This window comes from Kocuria cellulosilytica (assembly GCF_040981245.1).
Classification (GTDB): Bacteria; Actinomycetota; Actinomycetes; order Actinomycetales; family Micrococcaceae; genus Kocuria; species Kocuria cellulosilytica.
In genome coordinates, this window is the sequence record NZ_JAVFWZ010000001.1 from 77780 (window position 1) to 95725 (window position 17946).

13 protein-coding genes are annotated in these 17946 nt (G+C 74.2%); 3 read left to right on the forward strand and 10 right to left on the reverse strand.

Going from position 1 to position 17946, the window contains the following annotated elements:
* Positions 1-25: 25 nt before the first annotated feature.
* The 7 genes from RCG67_RS00340 to RCG67_RS00370 all read right to left on the reverse strand — a co-directional run bounded on the left by RCG67_RS00340 (position 26) and on the right by RCG67_RS00370 (position 9830).
* Entirely contained in the window at positions 26-2584 is a 2559-nt protein-coding gene (locus RCG67_RS00340; protein ID WP_368824322.1) for an MMPL family transporter, read from the reverse strand.
* 246 nt (positions 2585-2830) lie between these two features.
* Positions 2831-3493 carry a TetR/AcrR family transcriptional regulator gene (locus tag RCG67_RS00345; RefSeq protein WP_368824323.1) on the reverse strand — a complete coding sequence of 221 codons (663 nt, stop codon included), beginning with the start codon at positions 3491-3493 and terminating at the stop codon, positions 2831-2833.
* A gap of 64 nt (positions 3494-3557) precedes the next feature.
* Positions 3558-4268, reverse strand: coding sequence for an alpha/beta hydrolase (locus RCG67_RS00350; protein WP_368824324.1), 711 nt, complete (start codon positions 4266-4268; stop codon positions 3558-3560).
* A 171-nt stretch (positions 4269-4439) separates the two neighbouring features.
* Positions 4440-5420, reverse strand: coding sequence for an AraC-like ligand-binding domain-containing protein (locus RCG67_RS00355; RefSeq protein WP_368824325.1), 981 nt, complete (start codon positions 5418-5420; stop codon positions 4440-4442).
* Positions 5421-5499: 79 nt separating this feature from the next.
* Complete coding sequence (locus RCG67_RS00360; protein ID WP_368824326.1) at positions 5500-5892, reverse strand: hypothetical protein; 393 nt, start codon at positions 5890-5892, stop codon at positions 5500-5502.
* Between the two features lie 239 nt (positions 5893-6131).
* Positions 6132-7730 (reverse strand): amino acid permease, encoded by a 1599-nt coding sequence (locus RCG67_RS00365; RefSeq protein WP_368824327.1) that lies wholly within the window; start codon positions 7728-7730, stop codon positions 6132-6134.
* Between the two features lie 3 nt (positions 7731-7733).
* Complete coding sequence (locus RCG67_RS00370) at positions 7734-9830, reverse strand: primary-amine oxidase (RefSeq protein WP_368824328.1); 2097 nt, start codon at positions 9828-9830, stop codon at positions 7734-7736.
* A gap of 204 nt (positions 9831-10034) precedes the next feature.
* Here RCG67_RS00370 and RCG67_RS00375 point away from each other — a divergent pair, with 204 nt between their 5' ends.
* Together RCG67_RS00375 and RCG67_RS00380 are read left to right on the forward strand one after the other, a co-directional pair.
* Entirely contained in the window at positions 10035-11030 is a 996-nt protein-coding gene (locus RCG67_RS00375; protein ID WP_368824329.1) for a hypothetical protein, read from the forward strand.
* A 72-nt stretch (positions 11031-11102) separates the two neighbouring features.
* A complete protein-coding gene (locus RCG67_RS00380; RefSeq protein WP_368824330.1) occupies positions 11103-12278 on the forward strand; it encodes a zinc-dependent alcohol dehydrogenase in 1176 nt (391 codons plus the stop codon).
* Positions 12279-12537: 259 nt separating this feature from the next.
* Here the strand turns inward: RCG67_RS00380 and RCG67_RS00385 are convergent, their stop codons facing one another.
* Positions 12538-13821 (reverse strand): saccharopine dehydrogenase NADP-binding domain-containing protein, encoded by a 1284-nt coding sequence (locus RCG67_RS00385; RefSeq protein WP_368824331.1) that lies wholly within the window; start codon positions 13819-13821, stop codon positions 12538-12540.
* Positions 13822-14049: 228 nt separating this feature from the next.
* Between RCG67_RS00385 and RCG67_RS00390 the strand changes: the two genes are divergently transcribed.
* Positions 14050-14934 carry a TspO/MBR family protein gene (locus tag RCG67_RS00390; RefSeq protein WP_368824332.1) on the forward strand — a complete coding sequence of 295 codons (885 nt, stop codon included), beginning with the start codon at positions 14050-14052 and terminating at the stop codon, positions 14932-14934.
* On the opposite strand, the gene RCG67_RS00395 is transcribed toward RCG67_RS00390, so the two are convergent.
* Together RCG67_RS00395 and RCG67_RS00400 are read right to left on the reverse strand one after the other, a co-directional pair.
* The gene (locus RCG67_RS00395) at positions 14889-15782 is read right to left on the reverse strand and encodes a fructosamine kinase family protein (protein WP_368824333.1); all 894 of its coding nucleotides are present in this window, start codon (positions 15780-15782) and stop codon (positions 14889-14891) included. The two genes, RCG67_RS00390 and RCG67_RS00395, sit on opposite strands and share 46 nt — an antisense overlap.
* A 10-nt stretch (positions 15783-15792) precedes the next feature.
* A complete protein-coding gene (locus RCG67_RS00400; protein ID WP_368824334.1) occupies positions 15793-17850 on the reverse strand; it encodes a glycoside hydrolase family 15 protein in 2058 nt (685 codons plus the stop codon).
* Between the last annotated feature and the right edge of the window lie 96 nt (positions 17851-17946).

Genomic DNA, 17946 nt, shown 5'->3' on the forward strand with positions numbered 1-17946 from the left:
CGCGCCGGGAGCTCCCGGCGCCGCGTCAGCCGCGCCGGCCGGCGCCGACCAGCTCGCGCTCGGCGTCCGGGCCCGGCTCGGCCTCGCCCCAGCCGCTCGGACCGGCGGCGGCGGCCGGATCCGCGGGAGCAGACGGGCGGTCCCGGCGCAGGGACTCGCCCTCGACGTCCACGTTGGGCAGGATCCGGTCGAGCCGGCGGGGCAGCCACCAGGCCTTGTCGCCGAGCAGGTGCATGACCGCGGGGATCAGCATCATGCGCACCACGAAGGCGTCGACGAGCACGCCGAAGGCGAGGCCGAAGCCCATGGGCCGGATCATCGCCATGTGGGAGAACACGAAGCCGGCGAACACGGAGATCATGATGATCGCCGCGGCGGTGACCACGGCCCGCCCGGCCCGGAGCCCCTCCTGCACGGCGGCCCGCGCCGAGCGGCCGTGCACGAACGCCTCGCGCATCCCCGAGACCAGGAACAGCTGGTAGTCCATGGCCAGGCCGAACAGCACGCCCACGAGGATGGTCGGCAGGAAGCTGAGCACCGGCCCGGGCGCGTGCACGCCGAAGACGCCGCCCAGCCAGCCCCACTGGTAGATGGCCACCACCGCGCCGAAGGCGGCGAAGAGGGAGAGCATGAACCCGGCGGTCGCGACGACCGGCACGAGGACCGAGCGGAAGACGAGCACCAGCAGCAGCAGGGACAGCCCGATCACCACCGCGAGGTACAGCGGCAGGGCGTCCGCCAGCAGCTGGGAGACGTCGATGTTGCCGCCGGTCTGGCCGGTGACGCCGATGCGCACGCCGTGCTCGTCCTGCAGGGCGGGGGACAGCGCGCGCAGGTCGCCGACGAGCTCCTCGGTGGACTCGGCGGCCGGGCCGTCCACGGGCACGACCTGGAAGGCTGCGGTCCGGCGGTCCTCCGACAGCCCGGCCGGGACCACGGCGACGACGTCGTCGTGCGCCATGAGCTCCTCGCCCACGGTGAGCTGGAGCTCCGCGGCCCCGGACCCGTCCGTGCCCTCCGGCAGGTCGGCGACCACGAGCAGCGGGCCGTTGGTGCCGGCGCCGAACTTCTCGTCCAGGACCTGGTAGGTGCGGTACTGGCTGGAGTCCTCGGGCTCGGAGGAGGCGTCCGGCAGGCCCAGGCGCATCGAGGCCGCGGGGAGGGCGACGACGACGAGCGCGAGCACGCCGGCCACGAGGGTCAGCACCGGGTGGCGGGTGGCCACGCCGGGGCGGGGCTCCCCGAGGTGGGCGGGCCGGCGGGCCGCGCGGGTCCGGGCGCGGGCGGAGAGCAGCCGCCCGCCCACGAGGGACAGCAGCGCCGGGGTGAGGGTCACGGCGATCAGCACGGCCACGGCCACGCAGACCGCCGCCGCGGTGCCCATGACGCCCAGGAACGGGATGCCGGTGACGTTGAGCGCGGCCAGGGCGATGATGACGGTCAGCCCCGCGAAGACCACCGCGTTGCCGGAGGTCCCGGTGGCCAGGCCGATGGACTCGTGCAGCTCCGTGCCGGCCAGCAGCTGCTGGCGGTGCCGGTTGAGGATGAACAGCGAGTAGTCGATGCCCACGGCCAGGCCCAGCATGACGCCCAGCATCGGGGTCACCGACATCATGTCCACGGCCCCGGAGAAGGACAGCACGCCCAGGGCCCCGACGGACACCCCGGTGAGCGCCATCAGGATGGGCAGCCCGGCGGCCACGAGGGTGCCGAGCATGGCCAGCAGCACGATCCCGGCGATGACCACGCCGATGACCTCGGCGGGGCCGAAGAGCTGGGAGATGTCCTGGGCGATCTCCAGGGAGTACTCGACCTGCACGCCCTCGAGCTCGGTGCCGTCCACGGCGGCCTGCAAAGCCTCCTTCTCCTCGGCGGTGACGGCCTGCTGCTCGGCGGTGAAGGTCACCACGGCCATCGCCGTGGTGCCGTCCTCGGAGACCGTGCGGGTCCCCTCGGCCAGGGCCATCATCCGCTCGCCGCGGTCGAGCTCGGGCAGCCCCGCCACGAGCTGCTCGCGGTTTTGCTCCAGCTCCGCGCGGGCGTCGTCGAGGGCGTCCTGGCGGGCGTCGAGCTCGTCCAGGACCCGGTCGGGGGCGTCGGCCCGCTCGGCCTGCTCGCGGGCGTCGTCGAGCTTCTGCTGGTTCTCGTCGAGCGCGTCCTCGGCGTCGTCGAGCTGCGCACGGCCGTCGGCCGCCTGCTCTCGCCCGTCCGCGAGCTGCTGCTCCTGCTCCTCGCGCTCGTCCTGCGCGGCGAACGGGTCCAGGACGCCGTCGACGCCCGGGGACGCCTGCGCGGCGGCGAGCGCCTCGCCGATCTGCTCGCGCTGGTCGGCGCTGAACGGCTCGCCGTCCTCTGTCTGGAACACGATCCGGCCGGTGCCGTGGCCGGCGTCGGGCAGCTCGGACTGGAGGCGGTCGGCGAGGCGCTGGGTCTCGGTGCCGGGGACGGTGATCGCGTTGGTCAGCTGGCCGCCGAAGGCCGCGAAGGCGCCGCCGGCGAGGAGCAGGACCGTCGCCCAGGCCGCGACCACGGCCCAGGCGCGGCGAGCGGCGAAGCGCCCGAGTCGGTACAGCAGATGTGCCATGTCTCTTCTCTGTCGGTCGTGTCCGGAACGTCGTGTCAGACGCGTCGTGCTTGGAGCGTCGTGCTTGGAGCATCGTGTTCAGGAGCGTCGTGCTTGGAGCGTCGTGTTCAGGAGCGTCGTGCTTGGAGCGTCGTGTTCAGGAGCGTCGTACGAGGGAACTCGTGCGCCGGAGGTCGTGCCGGGGACGGCGTGCCGGGGAGGTCGAGCGCGGGACGCCCGGCCGGGAGCGCGGGCGGCGCGTGCGGGTCAGTCGGCGAACCCGTGGCGCAGCCGGTCCACGGCGGTGCGCAGCAGCCGGTGCCAGGTCATCCGGCTGTCGGGGGTGTCCACCGCACCGGTCTCCTCGGCCCACTTCTCGAAGGCCACGGCCAGGGCGTGGAGCAGCAGGCTCGCGAGCAGGTCCACGGTGAAGGCGGATGCTCCGGGGACCCGGTCGCTGATCTCGGCGGCGAGCCGGGCGGTGAGGGTCTGGAACACCTCGTGCGCCCACACCGCGGTGGTGGGACTGTCCTCGCTCGCGCCCATGAGCCGGGCGATGTGGCACATGGCGGGAACGAGCTCGGTGCGCTCGATGACGTCGGCCAGCTGCTCGAGGACGGCGCCGGGGCTCGGCCTCGCGGGCGGCGGGGTGGCCTCCACGACGCGCGCGAAGTTGTCGACGAACACCCCGAGCAGTTCGGTGAAGCGCGCGTAGACGGCGTCGTCCGCGGAGGCGAAGTGGTTGAAGATCGTGCGCCGGGAGACCCCGGCCCGCTCGGCGAGGTCGTTGACGGTGAAGCGGCCCACTCCCCGCTCCGCGGCGAGGGCCGCGGCGGCGTCGATGATGGCGCGGCGGTTGTGGTACTTCACCGCCTCCCGCCGGTCCTCCGGGGGGCGGTCCTGGGCCGGTTCGGCAGGCAGATTCGTCACAGTTCGTTACACTAGGTGCAATAGTGCACTTCGTGCAAAGTTGCACGGAGTGCAGTGGACCACATCAGGGCGCACCCGCCCCGTCGGACCATTCCAGCGCGTCGGCCGCCCGCTCCACCACGTCCGGCGGCACGGAGTGGCCGCCGTCGAACTCGACGAACGTGACGTCGTGGCCGTCGCGCTCCAGCGCGGGCACGATCCGCCTGCTGGTCCGGTCGATCGGGAGCACCTCGTCCGCGACCCCGTGCGAGACGAAGACCCGCGGCTCCCCCACCCGGCCGGCGGGCGGGACGAAGCCCGGGGAGAACGCCGCGATGCCGCTGAACAGGTCGCCGTTGGCGAGCCCCAGACCGAGCGCGTACGAGGCGCCGTCGGAGAACCCTGCGACGGAGACCCGGTCGGGCTCCACCGGCACGAGCTCGAACGTGCGCCGCAGCGCGCGGTCGAGCACGGCGACGTCGGGGCCGTAGTCGCCGCCGACCGCGTCCCAGGTCGTCCCGCGGGAGGCGGGGGCGAGCACGGCGAACCCGTGCTCGCGGGCCGCGCGCCGCAGCAGGTCCAGCCCGCCGCGCGCGCTGCCGCCAGCCCCGTGCAGCGACACGACGAGCGGCACGGGCCCCTCCGCCCCGGGAGGCACGTAGAGCAGGGCGTCCCGCTCGTCCGCCACGCCGAGCTCGCGCTCGCCCGGGCCGGCCGATCCGGTGGGCTCGGCCGCACCGGGGCGGGCCGACAGCGAGGCGCGGTCCTGCCGCGCACTGTCTCCGTCCGGTGGCATCGGCGTCCTCGTCTCCGTGCAGGCGGGAACCGCTGCCGTCAGCCCCAGGAGGGCGCCGGCGGCGAGGAGCGCCCGCCGAGTCGTCATGCAGGCGACCCTACGCCTCGTGCCGCACGAACCCCGCGGCCGGGCCGCCGGGACCGGCGACAGAACGGACACCGGACCCCGAGGTCAGGCGGGCGGGTCCGCCAGGGCCTGTGCGCGCGCCGCGGACGGCGAGACGCCGTAGGCGGCCTTGAACACCCGGGAGAAGTGGGCGGCGTCGGGGAAGCCCCACCGGGCGGCGATCCGCGCCACGGGAACCCCGGCGCTCATGGGGTCCTCGAGCGCGCGCCGGCACCGCTCGAGCCGTCGTGTGCGGACCCAGGTCGAGACGGTGGTGCCCTCGTCCTGGAAGACCTGGTGCAGCCGCCGCACGGAGATGTAGTGCGCCCGGGCGATCGTGGTGGGGTCGAGGTCCGGCCGGCCGAGATTGGCCTCGACCCAGTCGTGCACGCGGGCCCGCAGCCGGTCCTTCTCGTGCGCGGAGGCCGCCACCTGGTCGTCGAGCTCGAGGTTGAAGGACGTGGTGAGCAGGTCGAGGGCGGAGTTGCCGAGCCGCTGGCCGTTCATCCCGGTCAGGGCGTCCATGTGCTCGGCCATCGACGCGAGGAAGGACGCCACCATGTCGTGCACGGCGCCCTCGGGGCCAAGCCGGCAGGCCCGCAGCTGCGCGACGGCGGCCGGCGGGAGGTCGAGGACGCGGTGGTCGAACATCAGCACCAGCAGCCGGGACTCCTCGGGGAACTCCAGGCGGTAGGGCTCGGAGGTGTCGTAGAGGGTGAGGTCCCCGGGGTTCAGGACGCTGCGCCGGCCGTCCTGCTCGACGACGCAGCGCCCCTCGAGCTGCAGGTTCACCTTGAAGCGCCCGCCGCCGGTGTCCCCGGGCCCGGCGGGAACGCGCTCGACCGCGTGCGGCGAGAACCGCAGGTGCGAGACGTGCAGGTTCCCCGCCTCCCGGCCCACGATCCCCGCCCGGAAGGTCCGGGCGGCCGTGGTGGTGCAGCTCAGGGGCACGAAGGAGCGGGAGGTCAGACGCGACCAGTCCCGGATGGACTCCACGAGCTCAGGGCTCGTCGCGGTCCGTCCCGGTCCGGCCGGCGTCAGCACCATCGCTCGATCCCTCCCTGTCCGGCACGGTGCGGACCACCGGGGCCCGCACCGTGACTGGCATCACATCTGGATCGCCATATTAGACCGGTTGGTAGGTAATTCGCTGATTGTGTCGTCGCGTCCAGCCGACGGCGAGGACCGCCACGGCGAGCTCGACCCCCACCACGAGGAGCATGCCGCCGTGGCCCGCCCCGGCGGCGGCGTCCACCGGGGCCGCTCCCCCGTGGTGGGCGTGGGCGCCGTGCGCCCCGGCCCCTCCGGTCAGCAGCGGGAGGAGCAGCACGTGGCCGAGCGCCATCGCGAGGGCCATGCCCATGGTCATCCGCACCGGGCCGGCGGGGTCGCCGCCCCGGACGAGCCCGGCGAGGCAGGACAGGCACAGCAGCGCCATGACCCCCATGAGCACCGACCATCCGGGCCCGTGAGCACCGGTGAGGGCCATCTGCGCGTGCAGGGCGACGGAGGCGGCCACGCCCAGCACGAGCAGCGCCCGGAGGAGGTCCGCCCCGCGGCGGGTCTCCCGGGGCCGCCCGCCCGGCCGGCCCGGCGCCCGGAGGAGTTCGGCCCCGCCGCGCGCCTCCCTGGACCGCGCGCCCGGCCGGCCTGGTGCCCGGAGGAGGTCGGCCCCACGGGGCGCTTCCCCGGACCGCCCGGCCGACCGGCCCGGTGCCCGGTGCGTCCCCGGCATCCCGCCCGCCGGCTCCAGGACGGTCACCGCGCGTCCCCGGCCACGCCGGCCGCCTCGGGCGCCCCGGACTGATCGGGCGCCCCGGACTCCCCCGGAGTGTCCGGCGGCGCCACGGACCCGCCGCCCTCCACGGCGCGGCCCGAGCCGACCCCGGCGAACACCTCGGGCCGGCGGCGGCGGAGGTACTCGCCCCAGAGCAGGCCCGCGAGCCCGGCGGCCAGGATGATCGCCGGCATGACGACGGCCAGGAGGCTGGGCCCCTCGGCGCCGATGAGCACGTCGAAGTTCACCAGGACCAGCAGGAAGACGGTCCCCAGCCCCACCGCGGACAGTGCGGGGGCGATCCAGCGCACCCAGGCGGACTGCCCGCCCGGATCCCGCCGGAAGTGCCCGATGACCGCCAGGGAGGTGACGGCCAGCAGGAAGATCAGCCCGAAGGCCCCCGCGTTGACGAGCCACGTGAACAGGGTCAGCACGGGGAAGAGCGGGCCGAGCTCGGAGCCCTGCCCGGCGATCGCGAAGACCGTCACGAGCACCACGGCGAGCGCGCTCTGCGCGAGCGAGCCCGCCACCGGGGCGTGGTTGCGCCGCCCGACGGCGCCCAGCCACCGCGGGAGCACGCTCTCGCGGCCCAGCGAGAAGAAGTACCGGGCCACCGCGTTGTGGAAGGCGATGAGCGCGGCCAGCAGGCTGGTGATGAACAGGACCTGGGCGGTGTCCGCGAGCAGCACCCCGCCGTGCTCGCCCAGGAACACGAACACGAGGTCCGGCCCGTGCTCCTGGGAGGCGGCCACGATCCCGCCCGGGCCGACGCCCACGGCCAGGGCCCACGCGGAGACGGCGTAGAACACCGAGATGATCGCCACCGCGGTGAACGTGGCCCGCGGGACGGCGCGCGCGGGGTCCTTGGCCTCCTCGCTGTAGATCGCGGCGGACTCGAAGCCCATGAACGCGGCGATGCCGAAGGACAGCACGGCGCCGATCCCGTAGGTGAAGAACTCGGAGGGCATCAGGGGCTGGGCGCTGAGACCCTCCGGCGCCACTCCCAGGGAGACCACGTCGACCACGATCACCACGAGGAACTCGAGGGTGACCAGGACCGCGATGACCTTCGCGGAGAGGTCGACCCGGCTGACCCCCAGCAGCCCCACGAGGACGAGCCCGGCGAGGGCCGCCGCCCACCACGGCACCGCGAGGCCGAGGCGCGCCTCCAGGAAGGAGGACAGGACGAAGCCGAAGATCCCGTAGAGCCCGATCTGCATCGCGTTGTAGCTGATGAGGGCGAGCCAGGAGGCCCCGATGCCCTGCCGGGCGCCGAGCCCGTCGGCCACGTAGGCGTAGAAGGCGCCGGCGTTGGTGATCCGCGAGGACATCGCCCCGTAGCCCACGGCGAACAGGGCGAGGATCACCCCGAGGACGAGGAAGCCGAGGGGCACCCCGAGCAGGCCGGTCACGGCGAACGTGGACGGAACGCCGCCGGCGAGGACGGTGAGCGGCGCGGAGGCCGCGATGATGAGGAAGACCAGCGACGGGACGGTCAGCGTCCGGCGCTCCAGGCCGGTGCTCTCGGTGAGGTGGCCGTGCTCGGCGGCCCGGTCGCTGCGGTTCACGTCAGTGCTCACGGTTCAGCCCTCGCAGCCGCAGTCGTGGGCGGGGCGGGCGCTGCCGTGGTCCCGGCCGGGATGGACGCCGCCGTGGTCGTGGCCCGTGATGGCGTGGGCGCCCTCCGTGGCGGGCACCGGATCGGCGTGGCCCACCTCGGTGCCGCAGCACGTGCCGCCGGCGGTGGACCAGTCCGGCAGGTCGAGCGCGGGGTTGCGGTCCAGGAAGCCGTAGGGCTTGAACCAGAAGCCGTAGTAGTCCACGGGCATCACCGGCCAGTCCTCGGTGCGCGGGATGTGGGTGGGCCCGAAGGTGTGCCACAGCACCACGTCGGTGTTCTCCAGCGAGCGGTCCTGCTGCACCCACTCGCCGAGGCCCCCGCCGGCGTGCTGGTTGGGGTACACGCCCGCGGGGAAGCGCTCGTCCTCGTCGAAGGGGGTCACCCACAGGTGGTGGGTGGCGAACTGGGCCCGCTTCCAGGCCGAGGAGCCCTCCGCGGCGAGCAGCCGCGGGCCCGGCATGGGGATCAGGTGGTAGGCGGTGGGCTCGCCCACGTGGTTGCGGCGGTTGGGGTTGGTCACGAACCACTTGCGCCCGGTCTCGGCGTTCGCGTCCCGGACGCCCTCGGACTCGCGGGTCACGTCGGTGCGCGACCACGTGAAGGCGTTGCCGTACGGGTTGTCCTCGCCCATGGGGATGCGCACCAGGTTCTCCTCCTGCACGGAGTTCTCCGTCCCGTCGACGGCGACGTCGAGACGGGCGCAGAAGATGTGCTGGTGCACCGGCGCCTGGATCCCCGGGGCGATCTCGTTGGAGTGCCGGTTCGGCTGCCCGGGCTCGCACGCGCCGGCGAAGACGATGCCGGTGGCCTTGGCCTCCACCTGGATGGAGCCGTCGAGGTAGAAGTACCAGAAGAAGCCGTACTCGTAGTTGCCGATCGTCGCGAAGTAGCTGATCACCAGCCGGCGGGAGCGGCGCACCTGCGGGGCCTCCCCGAACTCGGTGTGCTTCCAGAGCACGCCGTAGTCCTCCTCGTGCATGCACACGGCGTGCGGGATCTCCATGGGGTGACCCTCGTCGTCGGCCACGAACGCGTCGAAGTACTTGATGACCCCCAGGCAGTCGCAGCCGAGCTTGAGGGAGTTGGCGTTCTTGCCGAGCAGGTACTCCCCGGCGTCGAAGTAGCTGATCCAGAAGCGGGTGTTCGTGGTGTCCCCGTAGGGCACCACCATCTCCGGCACGGAGCCGCGGTAGAGCACCGAGCGGTCCTCGGGCTGCTCCCCGGTGTCGTCGCGGAAGGTGACCTGGTTGAGCACCAGGCCCTCCTGGGCGTTGAAGCCGATGCGCAGCTTCCAGTTCTCCCAGGTGACGTGGGTGCCGTCGACCTGGAAGGACGGACCCTCCGGCTGGACGATGTCGAGGGGCTTGAGGGTGGTCCGGGCCGGGCCGACGTGCTCGGGGGTGTAGTTGGCGTCCGCCATGGGCACGGGCACGTCGCCGTCGTCCTCGACCCGGATGACCTCCCCGGCCGTGAGGTCGATGTGCACGATGAGCCCCTCGACGGGGTGGCCCCACGGGTTGTCGCCCTCGAAGCGGCGGTGGAAGGTCAGGGAGCGCATGACCCGCTTGCCGGTCTCGTCCTCCCGCGGGAAGAAGCCGGGCGCCAGCGGGGCCACGAAGGTGTGCGTGGTGTCCTCGATCCCCCGGCGGGCCATGGCCTCCTGCCAGCGCGGGTCGGCCATCACGATCTCCGCGGCGCGGTCGTACTCCTCGAACATGTACTGGGCCTGTCCGTAGGGGTGCTCCCCCGTCCGCAGGGTCTCGACCGAAAGGACCGCGCCGGCGGTCACGGAGACGAGCACCCGCCGCGTCTCGGCGGTGTCGGTGTCCAGCAGCGTGATGTCGAGCGACCGGTCGAAGTCGTCGCCGTCCGTGTGCGCCAGGACGACGGACTTCGGGGGCTCCACGGGCATCACCCGGGGGAACCGGGTGGACGGGCGCAGGAGGCCGGCCTGCTCCAGGACGGCGCGGGCGGCGGAGATCTCGGCGGCGGTCAGCATGTCGAGCGGGTGGGTGACCCCGAGCTCGGAGGGCGAGGTGGTGAGAGCGGTCTGCTGCACGGTGGTACTCCTTCGGCGGGAACGGGTGCGACCCCGGGTGGGAACACGATCAGTGTGAGCGCGGACACAGCCCCGGGGGCGGGCCCGAGGAGTTCACTGCACGCGCCGTCAACGGGCGTGCGCGGGCGGTCAAGGGAACCCGGTTCCGGGCGGCGTGGCCTACCGTGGGCCCAGGGACAGGCCGGCGCGACGGAGAGGACAGCAGTGGAACGGGAGGACAGCGCCCGGCGCGCGGACCGGCGGCCGGTCGACGAGGAGGAGCAGCTCGGGCTGGCGGAGGGGCTCGCACGCCGGCTCGACCGGCCGATGGGCGTGCTGGGCGTCCTGTTCCTGTTCGTGGTGCTGGGCCAGCTGCTGGCCGAGGACGAGGGACTCGTGGCCCTGCTCAACGTGGTCGGCTGGCTCTTCTGGGCCGTGTTCGTCGGGGAGTTCCTGCTCCGCGCCTACGTGGCCCGGTTCTCCGCCCGGTTCTGGAAGCGCAACTGGTGGCAGGTGCTGTTCCTGCTGCTGCCCTTCCTGCGCTTCGTCCGCGCGCTGCAGGCCGCCCGGCTGCTCCGGCTCACCCGGCTCACCCGGGCGGGGAGCGTGCTCTCGGCCGGCGTGCGCGGCTCGCGCTCCGCGGGGAAGCTGCTGTCCAGCCGGATCGGCTGGCTCGCGGCGGTCACCGGCGTCGTCGTGCTGGTCTCCAGCCAGCTGCTGTACGTCCTCGGCTACTACGCGGGGTACGGCCCGGCGCTCTCCGACGCGGCGATGTCCACGGTCACGGGCCGGGAGCTCGGGGCGCAGGGCGGCTTCCCCCGCGTGCTGGAGGTGGTGCTGGCGCTCTACTCGGTGGCCGTCTTCGCCACCCTCGCCGGCTCCGTCGGGGCGTACTTCCTCCGGGGCGAGGCCGCGGCAGGATCAGGGGCCGGATCAGGGGCTGCGTCGCAGTCCGGACCGGGTGCCGGGCCGGAGTCCGGGCTGAGTGCCGGACCAGGGGCCGTGCCGGGTGCGGGGCCGGAGTCCGCATCGGGGGCCGTGCCGGGTGCCAGGCCGGGGTCCACACCGGATGCCAGGCCGGAGTCCGCACCGGGGTCCGTGCCGGGTGCCAGGCCGGGGGTCGCACCGGGGTCCGTGCCGGGTGCCAGGCCGGGGGTCGCACCGGGGTCCGTGCCGGGGTCCGGGACCGGCCACTATGCGGGCCGGGAGAGCGCCGAGTAGGCTGGGCCCGACCGAACAGATCAGCAGGCTGTCCATCCGGTCCGGAGGGGACGGCCCTGAGAAGGAGGATCGATGAAGGCTCTGACATGGCAGGGAAAGCGCTCCGTGAGCGTCGAGGAGGTCCCGGATCCGCAGATCCAGGAGCCCACGGACGCGATCGTCCGGATCACCTCGTCCGGGATCTGCGGGTCGGACCTGCACCTGTACGAGGTGCTGGGCCCGTTCATGGACAAGGGCGACATCATCGGCCACGAGCCGATGGGCATCGTCGAGGAGGTCGGCTCGGCCGTCACCCACGTCAAGGCCGGGGACCGTGTGGTCATCCCGTTCAACGTCTCCTGCGGGCACTGCTTCATGTGCAACCAGGGGCTGCAGTCGCAGTGCGAGACCACGCAGGTCCGCGAGTACAACAGCGGCGCGGCGTTCCTCGGCTACTCGCGGCTCTACGGCTCGGTGCCGGGCGGCCAGGCCGAGTACCTCCGGGTGCCGCACGCCGACTACGGGCCCATCAAGGTCCCCGAGACCGGTGAGGACGAGCGGTACCTGTACCTCTCCGACGTGGTGCCCACCGCGTGGCAGGCCGTGAAGTACGCCGCTCCCCCGGAGGGCGGCTCCCTGGCCGTGCTGGGGCTGGGGCCGATCGGCCAGATGTCCGCCCGGATCGGCCGGCACCTGGGCTACCGCGTGCTCGCGGTGGACCCGGTCGCCGAGCGCCGGGCGATGGCCGAGCGCCACGGCGTCGAGACGCTGGACTCCTCGGGCGACGTGGCCGAGCGGCTGAAGGACCTCACGGACGGCCGCGGCCCGGACTCCGTGGTGGACGCGGTCGGGATGGAGGCCCACGGCTCGCACGTGGCCGGCGTGGCGCACAAGGCGGTGGGACTGCTGCCGTCCCCGCTGGGCCGCAAGGCGATGGAGACGGCCGGGGTGGACAAGCTCGACGCGCTGTACACCGCCATCGACGCCGTCCGGCGCGGCGGGACGATCTCGCTCAGCGGCGTGTACGGCGGCATGAAGGATCCCATGCCGATGCTCACGCTGTTCGACAAGCAGGTCCAGCTGCGCATGGGCCAGTGCAACGTGAAGTCCTGGATCGACGAGCTCCTGCCGCTCGTGGACGACCCCTCGGACCCGCTGGGCGTGCTCGACCTGGCGACCCACCAGGTGCCGCTGGCGCAGGCGCCCGAGATGTACGAGAAGTTCCAGAAGAAGGAGGACGGCTGCATCAAGGTGGTGCTCAAGCCGTAGCCCCGCCCACCGCGGACGTGCCGCCGGCCCCCGTTCCTCGCGAAGGACGGGGGCCAGCGCGTGCCCGGCCCCCGGCGCTCACCGGCAGTGCCCGGCCGGCCGCGCCGGGCCCACCGAGTTCAGCTCGCCCAGTTCAGCTCGCCCAGTTCAGCTCGCCCAGTTCAGCTCGCCCTGTTCAGTCCGACCCGCTCAGCCCACCGAGTTCAGTTCACCCGGTTCAACCCACCGAGTTCAGCTCGCCCTGCTCAGCTCGACCTGCTCAGCCCACCGTGATGCGCACCCGGGCCGGCAGCAGGGCGTCGAGGTCGCCGTCCAGAGCGAGGGCGGGCGTGGACGAGCCGAGGGCCGCGTCCGGGACGCCGCGCACCGCCATGCGCAGGGCGAGCTCCGTGGTCAGCCACGGGGTGGTGCCGTAGCCGGGGTTGCCCTGCGCCTCCAGCACGCCGGGGAAGCTGCTCCCCTCGTGGGTGGTGAACGTGCCGCGGGTGGTCCAGGACCAGCCGGTGAGCACGTCGCCCACCGGGCCCGTGCCGACCTGGGGCAGGACTCCCGACAGGACGTCGGCGAGCCGCGCGCGCACCGGGTGCGGCAGGCCGGTGGCGAACCCGGCGAGCCCCTGGAAGACGGCCACCGCCTCGGCCGCGGCGAGGCGCCCGGCCCCTCGGAGCCCGCCCGAGCGGCCGACGGCCATGGCCTCGCGGAAGGCCACGGGGTGGGCGGCGGCCCCCGGAACGGGGCTGAGGGCCTGGGTGCGGTGCACCACCGGGGGGTTGATCGCCGCGAGCGGGCTCATGGCCGCGAGCACGCGGCCGTCGGCGGTCCGGGCGCGCAGGCGCAGCGGGCTGAACGCACGGACGGCATCGGGGTCCGCCGCGGTCCCGCTGCCGGGCGCGGGGTCCGGCAGGCGGGCGGCGACGTCCCCGGTGCGGGCCGGGTCGGGGTCCCGCAGCACCTCGACGAGGCTCTGCACGGTCCCGCCGGAGACCGACTCCGAGAACCCGGTCCCCGGCGGGGTGCGCACGGAGGTCACGAGGTCCGCGGTGCGCAGGGTCTCGCCGCGGGCGGCGGCGTGCCGGCGGGCCGCGTCGACGAGGACGTCGGCGGGCAGGGCCTCGAAGCCGGCCGTGTGCACCAGGGCCACCCCGGCGGCCCGCGCGGCCCCGTGCAGCTCCCGGTCCGTCCGGTGCACGAGCTGGGACTCGCCCGTCACGTCGACGTAGTGGGTGCCCTCCGCGACGCACGCGGCGAGCACCGGGGGCGCCAGCCGCGTGTAGGGCCCGGCGAGATCGACCAGCACGTCGGCCCGGCGGACGAACGCGCGCAGGGAGCCGGGGTCCGCGATGTCGGCGTGCAGGAGCTCGGGGACGGGGAGGTCGCGCTCGGCGCACAGGGCGCGCACGCGCTCGGGGTCCCGGGCGCCGACGACGACGTCCACCCCCGCCTCGGGCGCCCGCGCCAGGAGATGGGCCAGCGCCGTGCGTCCGGTGATGCCGGTGGCGCCGAGCAGGCCCACGACGGGCCGGGAGTTCTCGTGGGGTTCCATCCGGCCACTCTAGGGGAACGGTCCGGTCGGACGCCGGAGCACCGACCAGCATGCGTCCACGCTCGGGTCCGGGCACCGCGCCGTCCCTGGTGGTGGTCAGGTCCGGGGCCTACCGTGGTGCTCAGGGGGCCCGCCTCCGCGCCCCTGAGCCTCCGGCCCGGGACTCCTCGGCCCGCACACCTCGCACATCCCGCCACCCGACCCGCTGCACGCGAGAAAGGCCTCGCCGTGACCACCTCCCCCGCATCCTCCGCCGGCACCCGCCGCGCCGACCCTCGGCCCACCACCGCCGACCGTGTCCGCCAGGTCGTGGTCACCGTCAGCGAGATCCTCGGCCTCGCAGGACCGCTCATCGGAGCCGGCATCATCGGCACCCAGGTGGAGGAGTCCTCGGGCGGGAGCCTGTCCGCGGACTCCACCCTGCTCGCGCCGGCCGGCACGGCGTTCTCGATCTGGTCGGTGATCTACCTGGGGCTGCTCGCCTACACCGTCTGGCAGTGGCTGCCCTCCCGGACCACGGACCGCCGCGCGCGGGCCACGGGCTGGCTCGCGGCGGCCTCCATGCTCCTCAACGCCGGCTGGCTGCTGGTCACCCAGCAGGGCTGGATCTGGACGAGCGTCGGCGTCATCGTCGCCCTGGTCCTGATCCTGGGCCTGCTGGTGGACCGTCTGACGCGCGTCCCCGGCCGGCGCGGCCTGCTCGACCTGGTGCTGGTCGACGGCACCTTCGGGCTGTACCTGGGCTGGGTGTCCGTCGCGACGGCAGCCAACGTGGCGGCCGCCCTCGTGGCCTCGGGCGTGTCGCAGGAGGGCCGGGGCGCCGAGTGGATCGGCGTCGTCGTCGTGCTCGTGCTCGCCGTGGTCGTCGCCGCGATCCAGCGGCGGGTCGGCGGCCGCTGGGCCGTGGCCGCGGCGGCCGCGTGGGGGCTGTCCTGGATCGCGATCGGCCGGGCCACGGACGAGCCGCGGTCCATGATCGTGGCCTGGGGCGCGGCCGCGGCCGCGATCCTGGTGGTGCTGGCCACGGCGTACTTCCGCCGGCGCGCCGCCGGTCCTGGCGCCGCCGGTCAGCCGCGCAGCCGCCGGAGCGCCCGCACGGCCGCGTCCCCGTAGCCGCCGCCGAACCGGACGGCGTGCACCAGCAGCGGCGGCAGCTGGTACCACGGCACCCGGTCCTGCCAGCCGGACGCGAGCGGATGCTCGGCGTCGTAGGCGGCCAGGCACTCCTCGCCGAAACCGCCGAAGAGCAGCATCATCGCGATGTCGACCTCGCGGTGCCCCCAGTAGGCCGACGGGTCGATCAGCCAGTTCCGCCCGGCGGCGTCGACGAGCCGGTTCCCAGCCCACAGGTCGCCGTGCACGAGGGTGGGCGGCTCCCGGGGTCCGGCGAGCTCCTGGGCCCGCGGGGCGAGCTCGTCGAGCAGGTCCGCGGCGCGCGGGTCGATCCGGCCGGCCCCGAGCGCGTCCTGCAGCAGCGGGCGGATCCGTCGCTCGAGCAGGAACGCCGCCCAGTCCTGCGTGGGGGACAGATCCACCTCGAAGGAGCCGATCCGCCCGGGCAGCTCCGGGTCCAGGGCGCCGAAGGCCCTGCCCTGCGCACGGTGCAGCGCCGCGAGCCCGCGGCCGCACTCCGCCTCGGTCCCGGGAGGGCGCCGGCCCGGGGCCTCGTCGATCCACTCGAGGACGATGCCGTCGTCCGTCCAGCGCACGACCTCCGGCACCCCGAGGAACTCCGGGGCGTGCTCCCGCAGCGCGTGCAGGCCGGCGACCTCCGCCGCCATCATCCCGGCGGGCGGGTCCGCCATCGTCTTGGCGAACAGGGGCCCTCCCGCCGCCTCCAGGCGGAAGGCCGACGCGGTGTCGCCGCCGCCGAGAGGCTCGGCCCGTTCCACCCCGAGGCCGTCGACGAGGTCGTGCGGGAGGTCGCGCGGCAGGCCGGCCGCCCGGTCGGAGGAGCTCATGGCGTCCGCCCTACTTCCCTGTGCTCTGGGTCGGGTCGTGGCTCGCGTCCTGGGGCGCGCTCCTCCCCGCGTCCTTCGCCGTGTTCTGCGCTGCGTCCTGCGCTGCGCTCTCCCCCGGGTTCCTCGCCGCGTTCTCCTCCCCGGCACTGCCCGGGTCGACGTCGGCGCGGGCCCGCGCCCGCACCACGGCGTCGACGGCGCGGATGAACCCGAGGTGGCTGAAGGCCTGCGGGAAGTTCCCGGCGAGCCGCCCGCCGGCGGGGTCGTACTCCTCCGCGTAGAGGCCGAGGTCGTTGGCGTAGCCCACGAGCTGCTCCAGGAGCTCACCGGCGTCGTCCATCCGCCCGCTGCGGGCGTACTGCTCCACGAGCCAGAACGTGCAGATGAGGAACGGGTACTCGTCGCCCTCGAGACCGTCCAGGCCGGAGGCGGTCCGGTAGCGGTGCACCAGCCCGTGCTCGCCCTGCAGGTCCCGCTCGATCCGGGCCACGGTGCCGAGCATCCGCGGGTCGTCGTAGGCCACGAAGCCCGTGTGCGGCAGCTGCAGCAACGAGGCGTCCACCTCGGTGTTCTCGTAGGTCTGCGTGAACGTGTTCAGCTCCGCGTCGAAGCCGTGCTCCATGATCTCGGCGCACAGCTGCTCCCGCAGCTCCCGCCAGCGCTCCACCGGGCCGGAGAGCCCGTGCTCCTCGACGGCGCGCACCCCCTGGTCGAAGGCCGCCCACATCATGGCGCGCCCGTGCACGAAGAACGCGGAGGGTCCGCGCATCTCCCAGATCCCGTGGCCGGCCCGGTCGAAGTTGCGCTCGCAGAAGCGCAGCAGGTTCTTCTGCAGCCCCCACGACCACCGGTCCTCCTCCACGCCCGCGTCCCGGAGGGCGGCGAGCGCCAGCATGACCTCCCCGACGACGTCCGCCTGGTACTGGCCCACGGCGCCGTTGCCGATCCGCACGGGAGTCGACTCCTCGTACCCGCCGAGGTGGTCCAGCTCGCTCTCGGGCAGCTGCCGCTCCCCCGCCAGGCCGTACATGATCTGGATCTGGTCGGGGTCCCCGGCCACGGCCCGCAGCAGCCAGTTGCGCCAGTGCAGGGCGCCGTCGGTGAAGTCGTGGGCGACGAGCACCTCGATGGTCAGGGCGGCGTCCCGGAGCCAGGTGTAGCGGTAGTCCCAGTTGCGGCTGCCCCCGAACTCCTCGGGCAGCGAGGTGGTGGGGGCCGCCACGATCCCTCCAGTGCCCCGGTGGGTGAGGGCCCGGAGCACGAGCAGCGAGCGCAGGACCGCCTGCTCGTGGCGCTTGTGCGTGCTCACGTGGGAGGACCACTCGGTCCAGAAGGACACCGCCCGGTCGAGGGCGGCGGCGGGGTCCACGGGGACGGGCAGCCCGTGGTGGGACTCGTGCCAGGTCAGCACCCAGTCGAGGGACTCCCCTGCCGAGAGCGGGAAGCGCCCGCCGAGCCGGTCGGCGACAGCGCCCTCCTCGTCGTCGGCGTGTCCCGGCTCCTCCGGATCGGTCCTCTCGAGCGGGTCGGCGCGGGGGAAGTCCTCGGGATGCAGCATGGGCCCCGTCAGGAGCAGGGCGTCCGGACCGGCGATCGACAGGTGTCCGCACGTGCCCTCGCCGTCGATGTCGACCCGCCGGGTCCAGGGCAGGGCGCGGCCGTAGTCGAAGCGGATCCGCAGGTCGTGCTCCACCTCGACCGTTCCCGAGACGCACTCGACCCGCCGGACGAGGTCGGCGTGGTCCGGGTGGTCGTCCCGGGCCGCCACCGGGGGCAGGAAGTCGGTCACCACCACGGTCCCGGTGGGGGTGCGCCACGTCGTCTCGAGCACGAAGGTGCGGGGCAGGTAGCGGCGCGAGGTGACCTCGCCGTCGACGGCGGAGATCTTCCAGCGCCCGTCCTCGGGCGTCCCGAGCAGGGCCGCGAAGACGGACGGCGAGTCGAAGCGGGGGAAGCACAGCCAGTCGACGCTGCCGTCCCGGGACACGAGAGGCCCGGTGTGCAGGTCGGACAGCAGCGCGTAGTCCTCCAAGGGGGTGGACGGGGACAGGGTCGCGTCGTCGCTCATCCACCCATTCAACCAGCCGCGGCCCGCCGTGCGCCGGACACGGCCCCGCCACCGTCGCTGGGCGACGACCGGGGCCGGCAGCACAGGAGGCGCGGC

Excerpts from the sequence above, each read along its gene's own strand:
- RCG67_RS00340 (WP_368824322.1), bottom strand. The coding sequence starts at position 2,584 with ATGGCACATCTGCTGTACCGACTCGGGCGCTTCGCCGCTCGCCGCGCC.
- RCG67_RS00395 (WP_368824333.1), bottom strand. The coding sequence starts at position 15,782 with ATGAGCTCCTCCGACCGGGCGGCCGGCCTGCCGCGCGACCTCCCGCAC.
- RCG67_RS00380 (WP_368824330.1), top strand. The coding sequence starts at position 11,103 with ATGAAGGCTCTGACATGGCAGGGAAAGCGCTCCGTGAGCGTCGAGGAG.
- RCG67_RS00400 (WP_368824334.1), bottom strand. The coding sequence starts at position 17,850 with ATGAGCGACGACGCGACCCTGTCCCCGTCCACCCCCTTGGAGGACTAC.
- RCG67_RS00355 (WP_368824325.1), bottom strand. The coding sequence starts at position 5,420 with ATGGTGCTGACGCCGGCCGGACCGGGACGGACCGCGACGAGCCCTGAG.
- RCG67_RS00350 (WP_368824324.1), bottom strand. The coding sequence starts at position 4,268 with ATGCCACCGGACGGAGACAGTGCGCGGCAGGACCGCGCCTCGCTGTCG.
- RCG67_RS00385 (WP_368824331.1), bottom strand. The coding sequence starts at position 13,821 with ATGGAACCCCACGAGAACTCCCGGCCCGTCGTGGGCCTGCTCGGCGCC.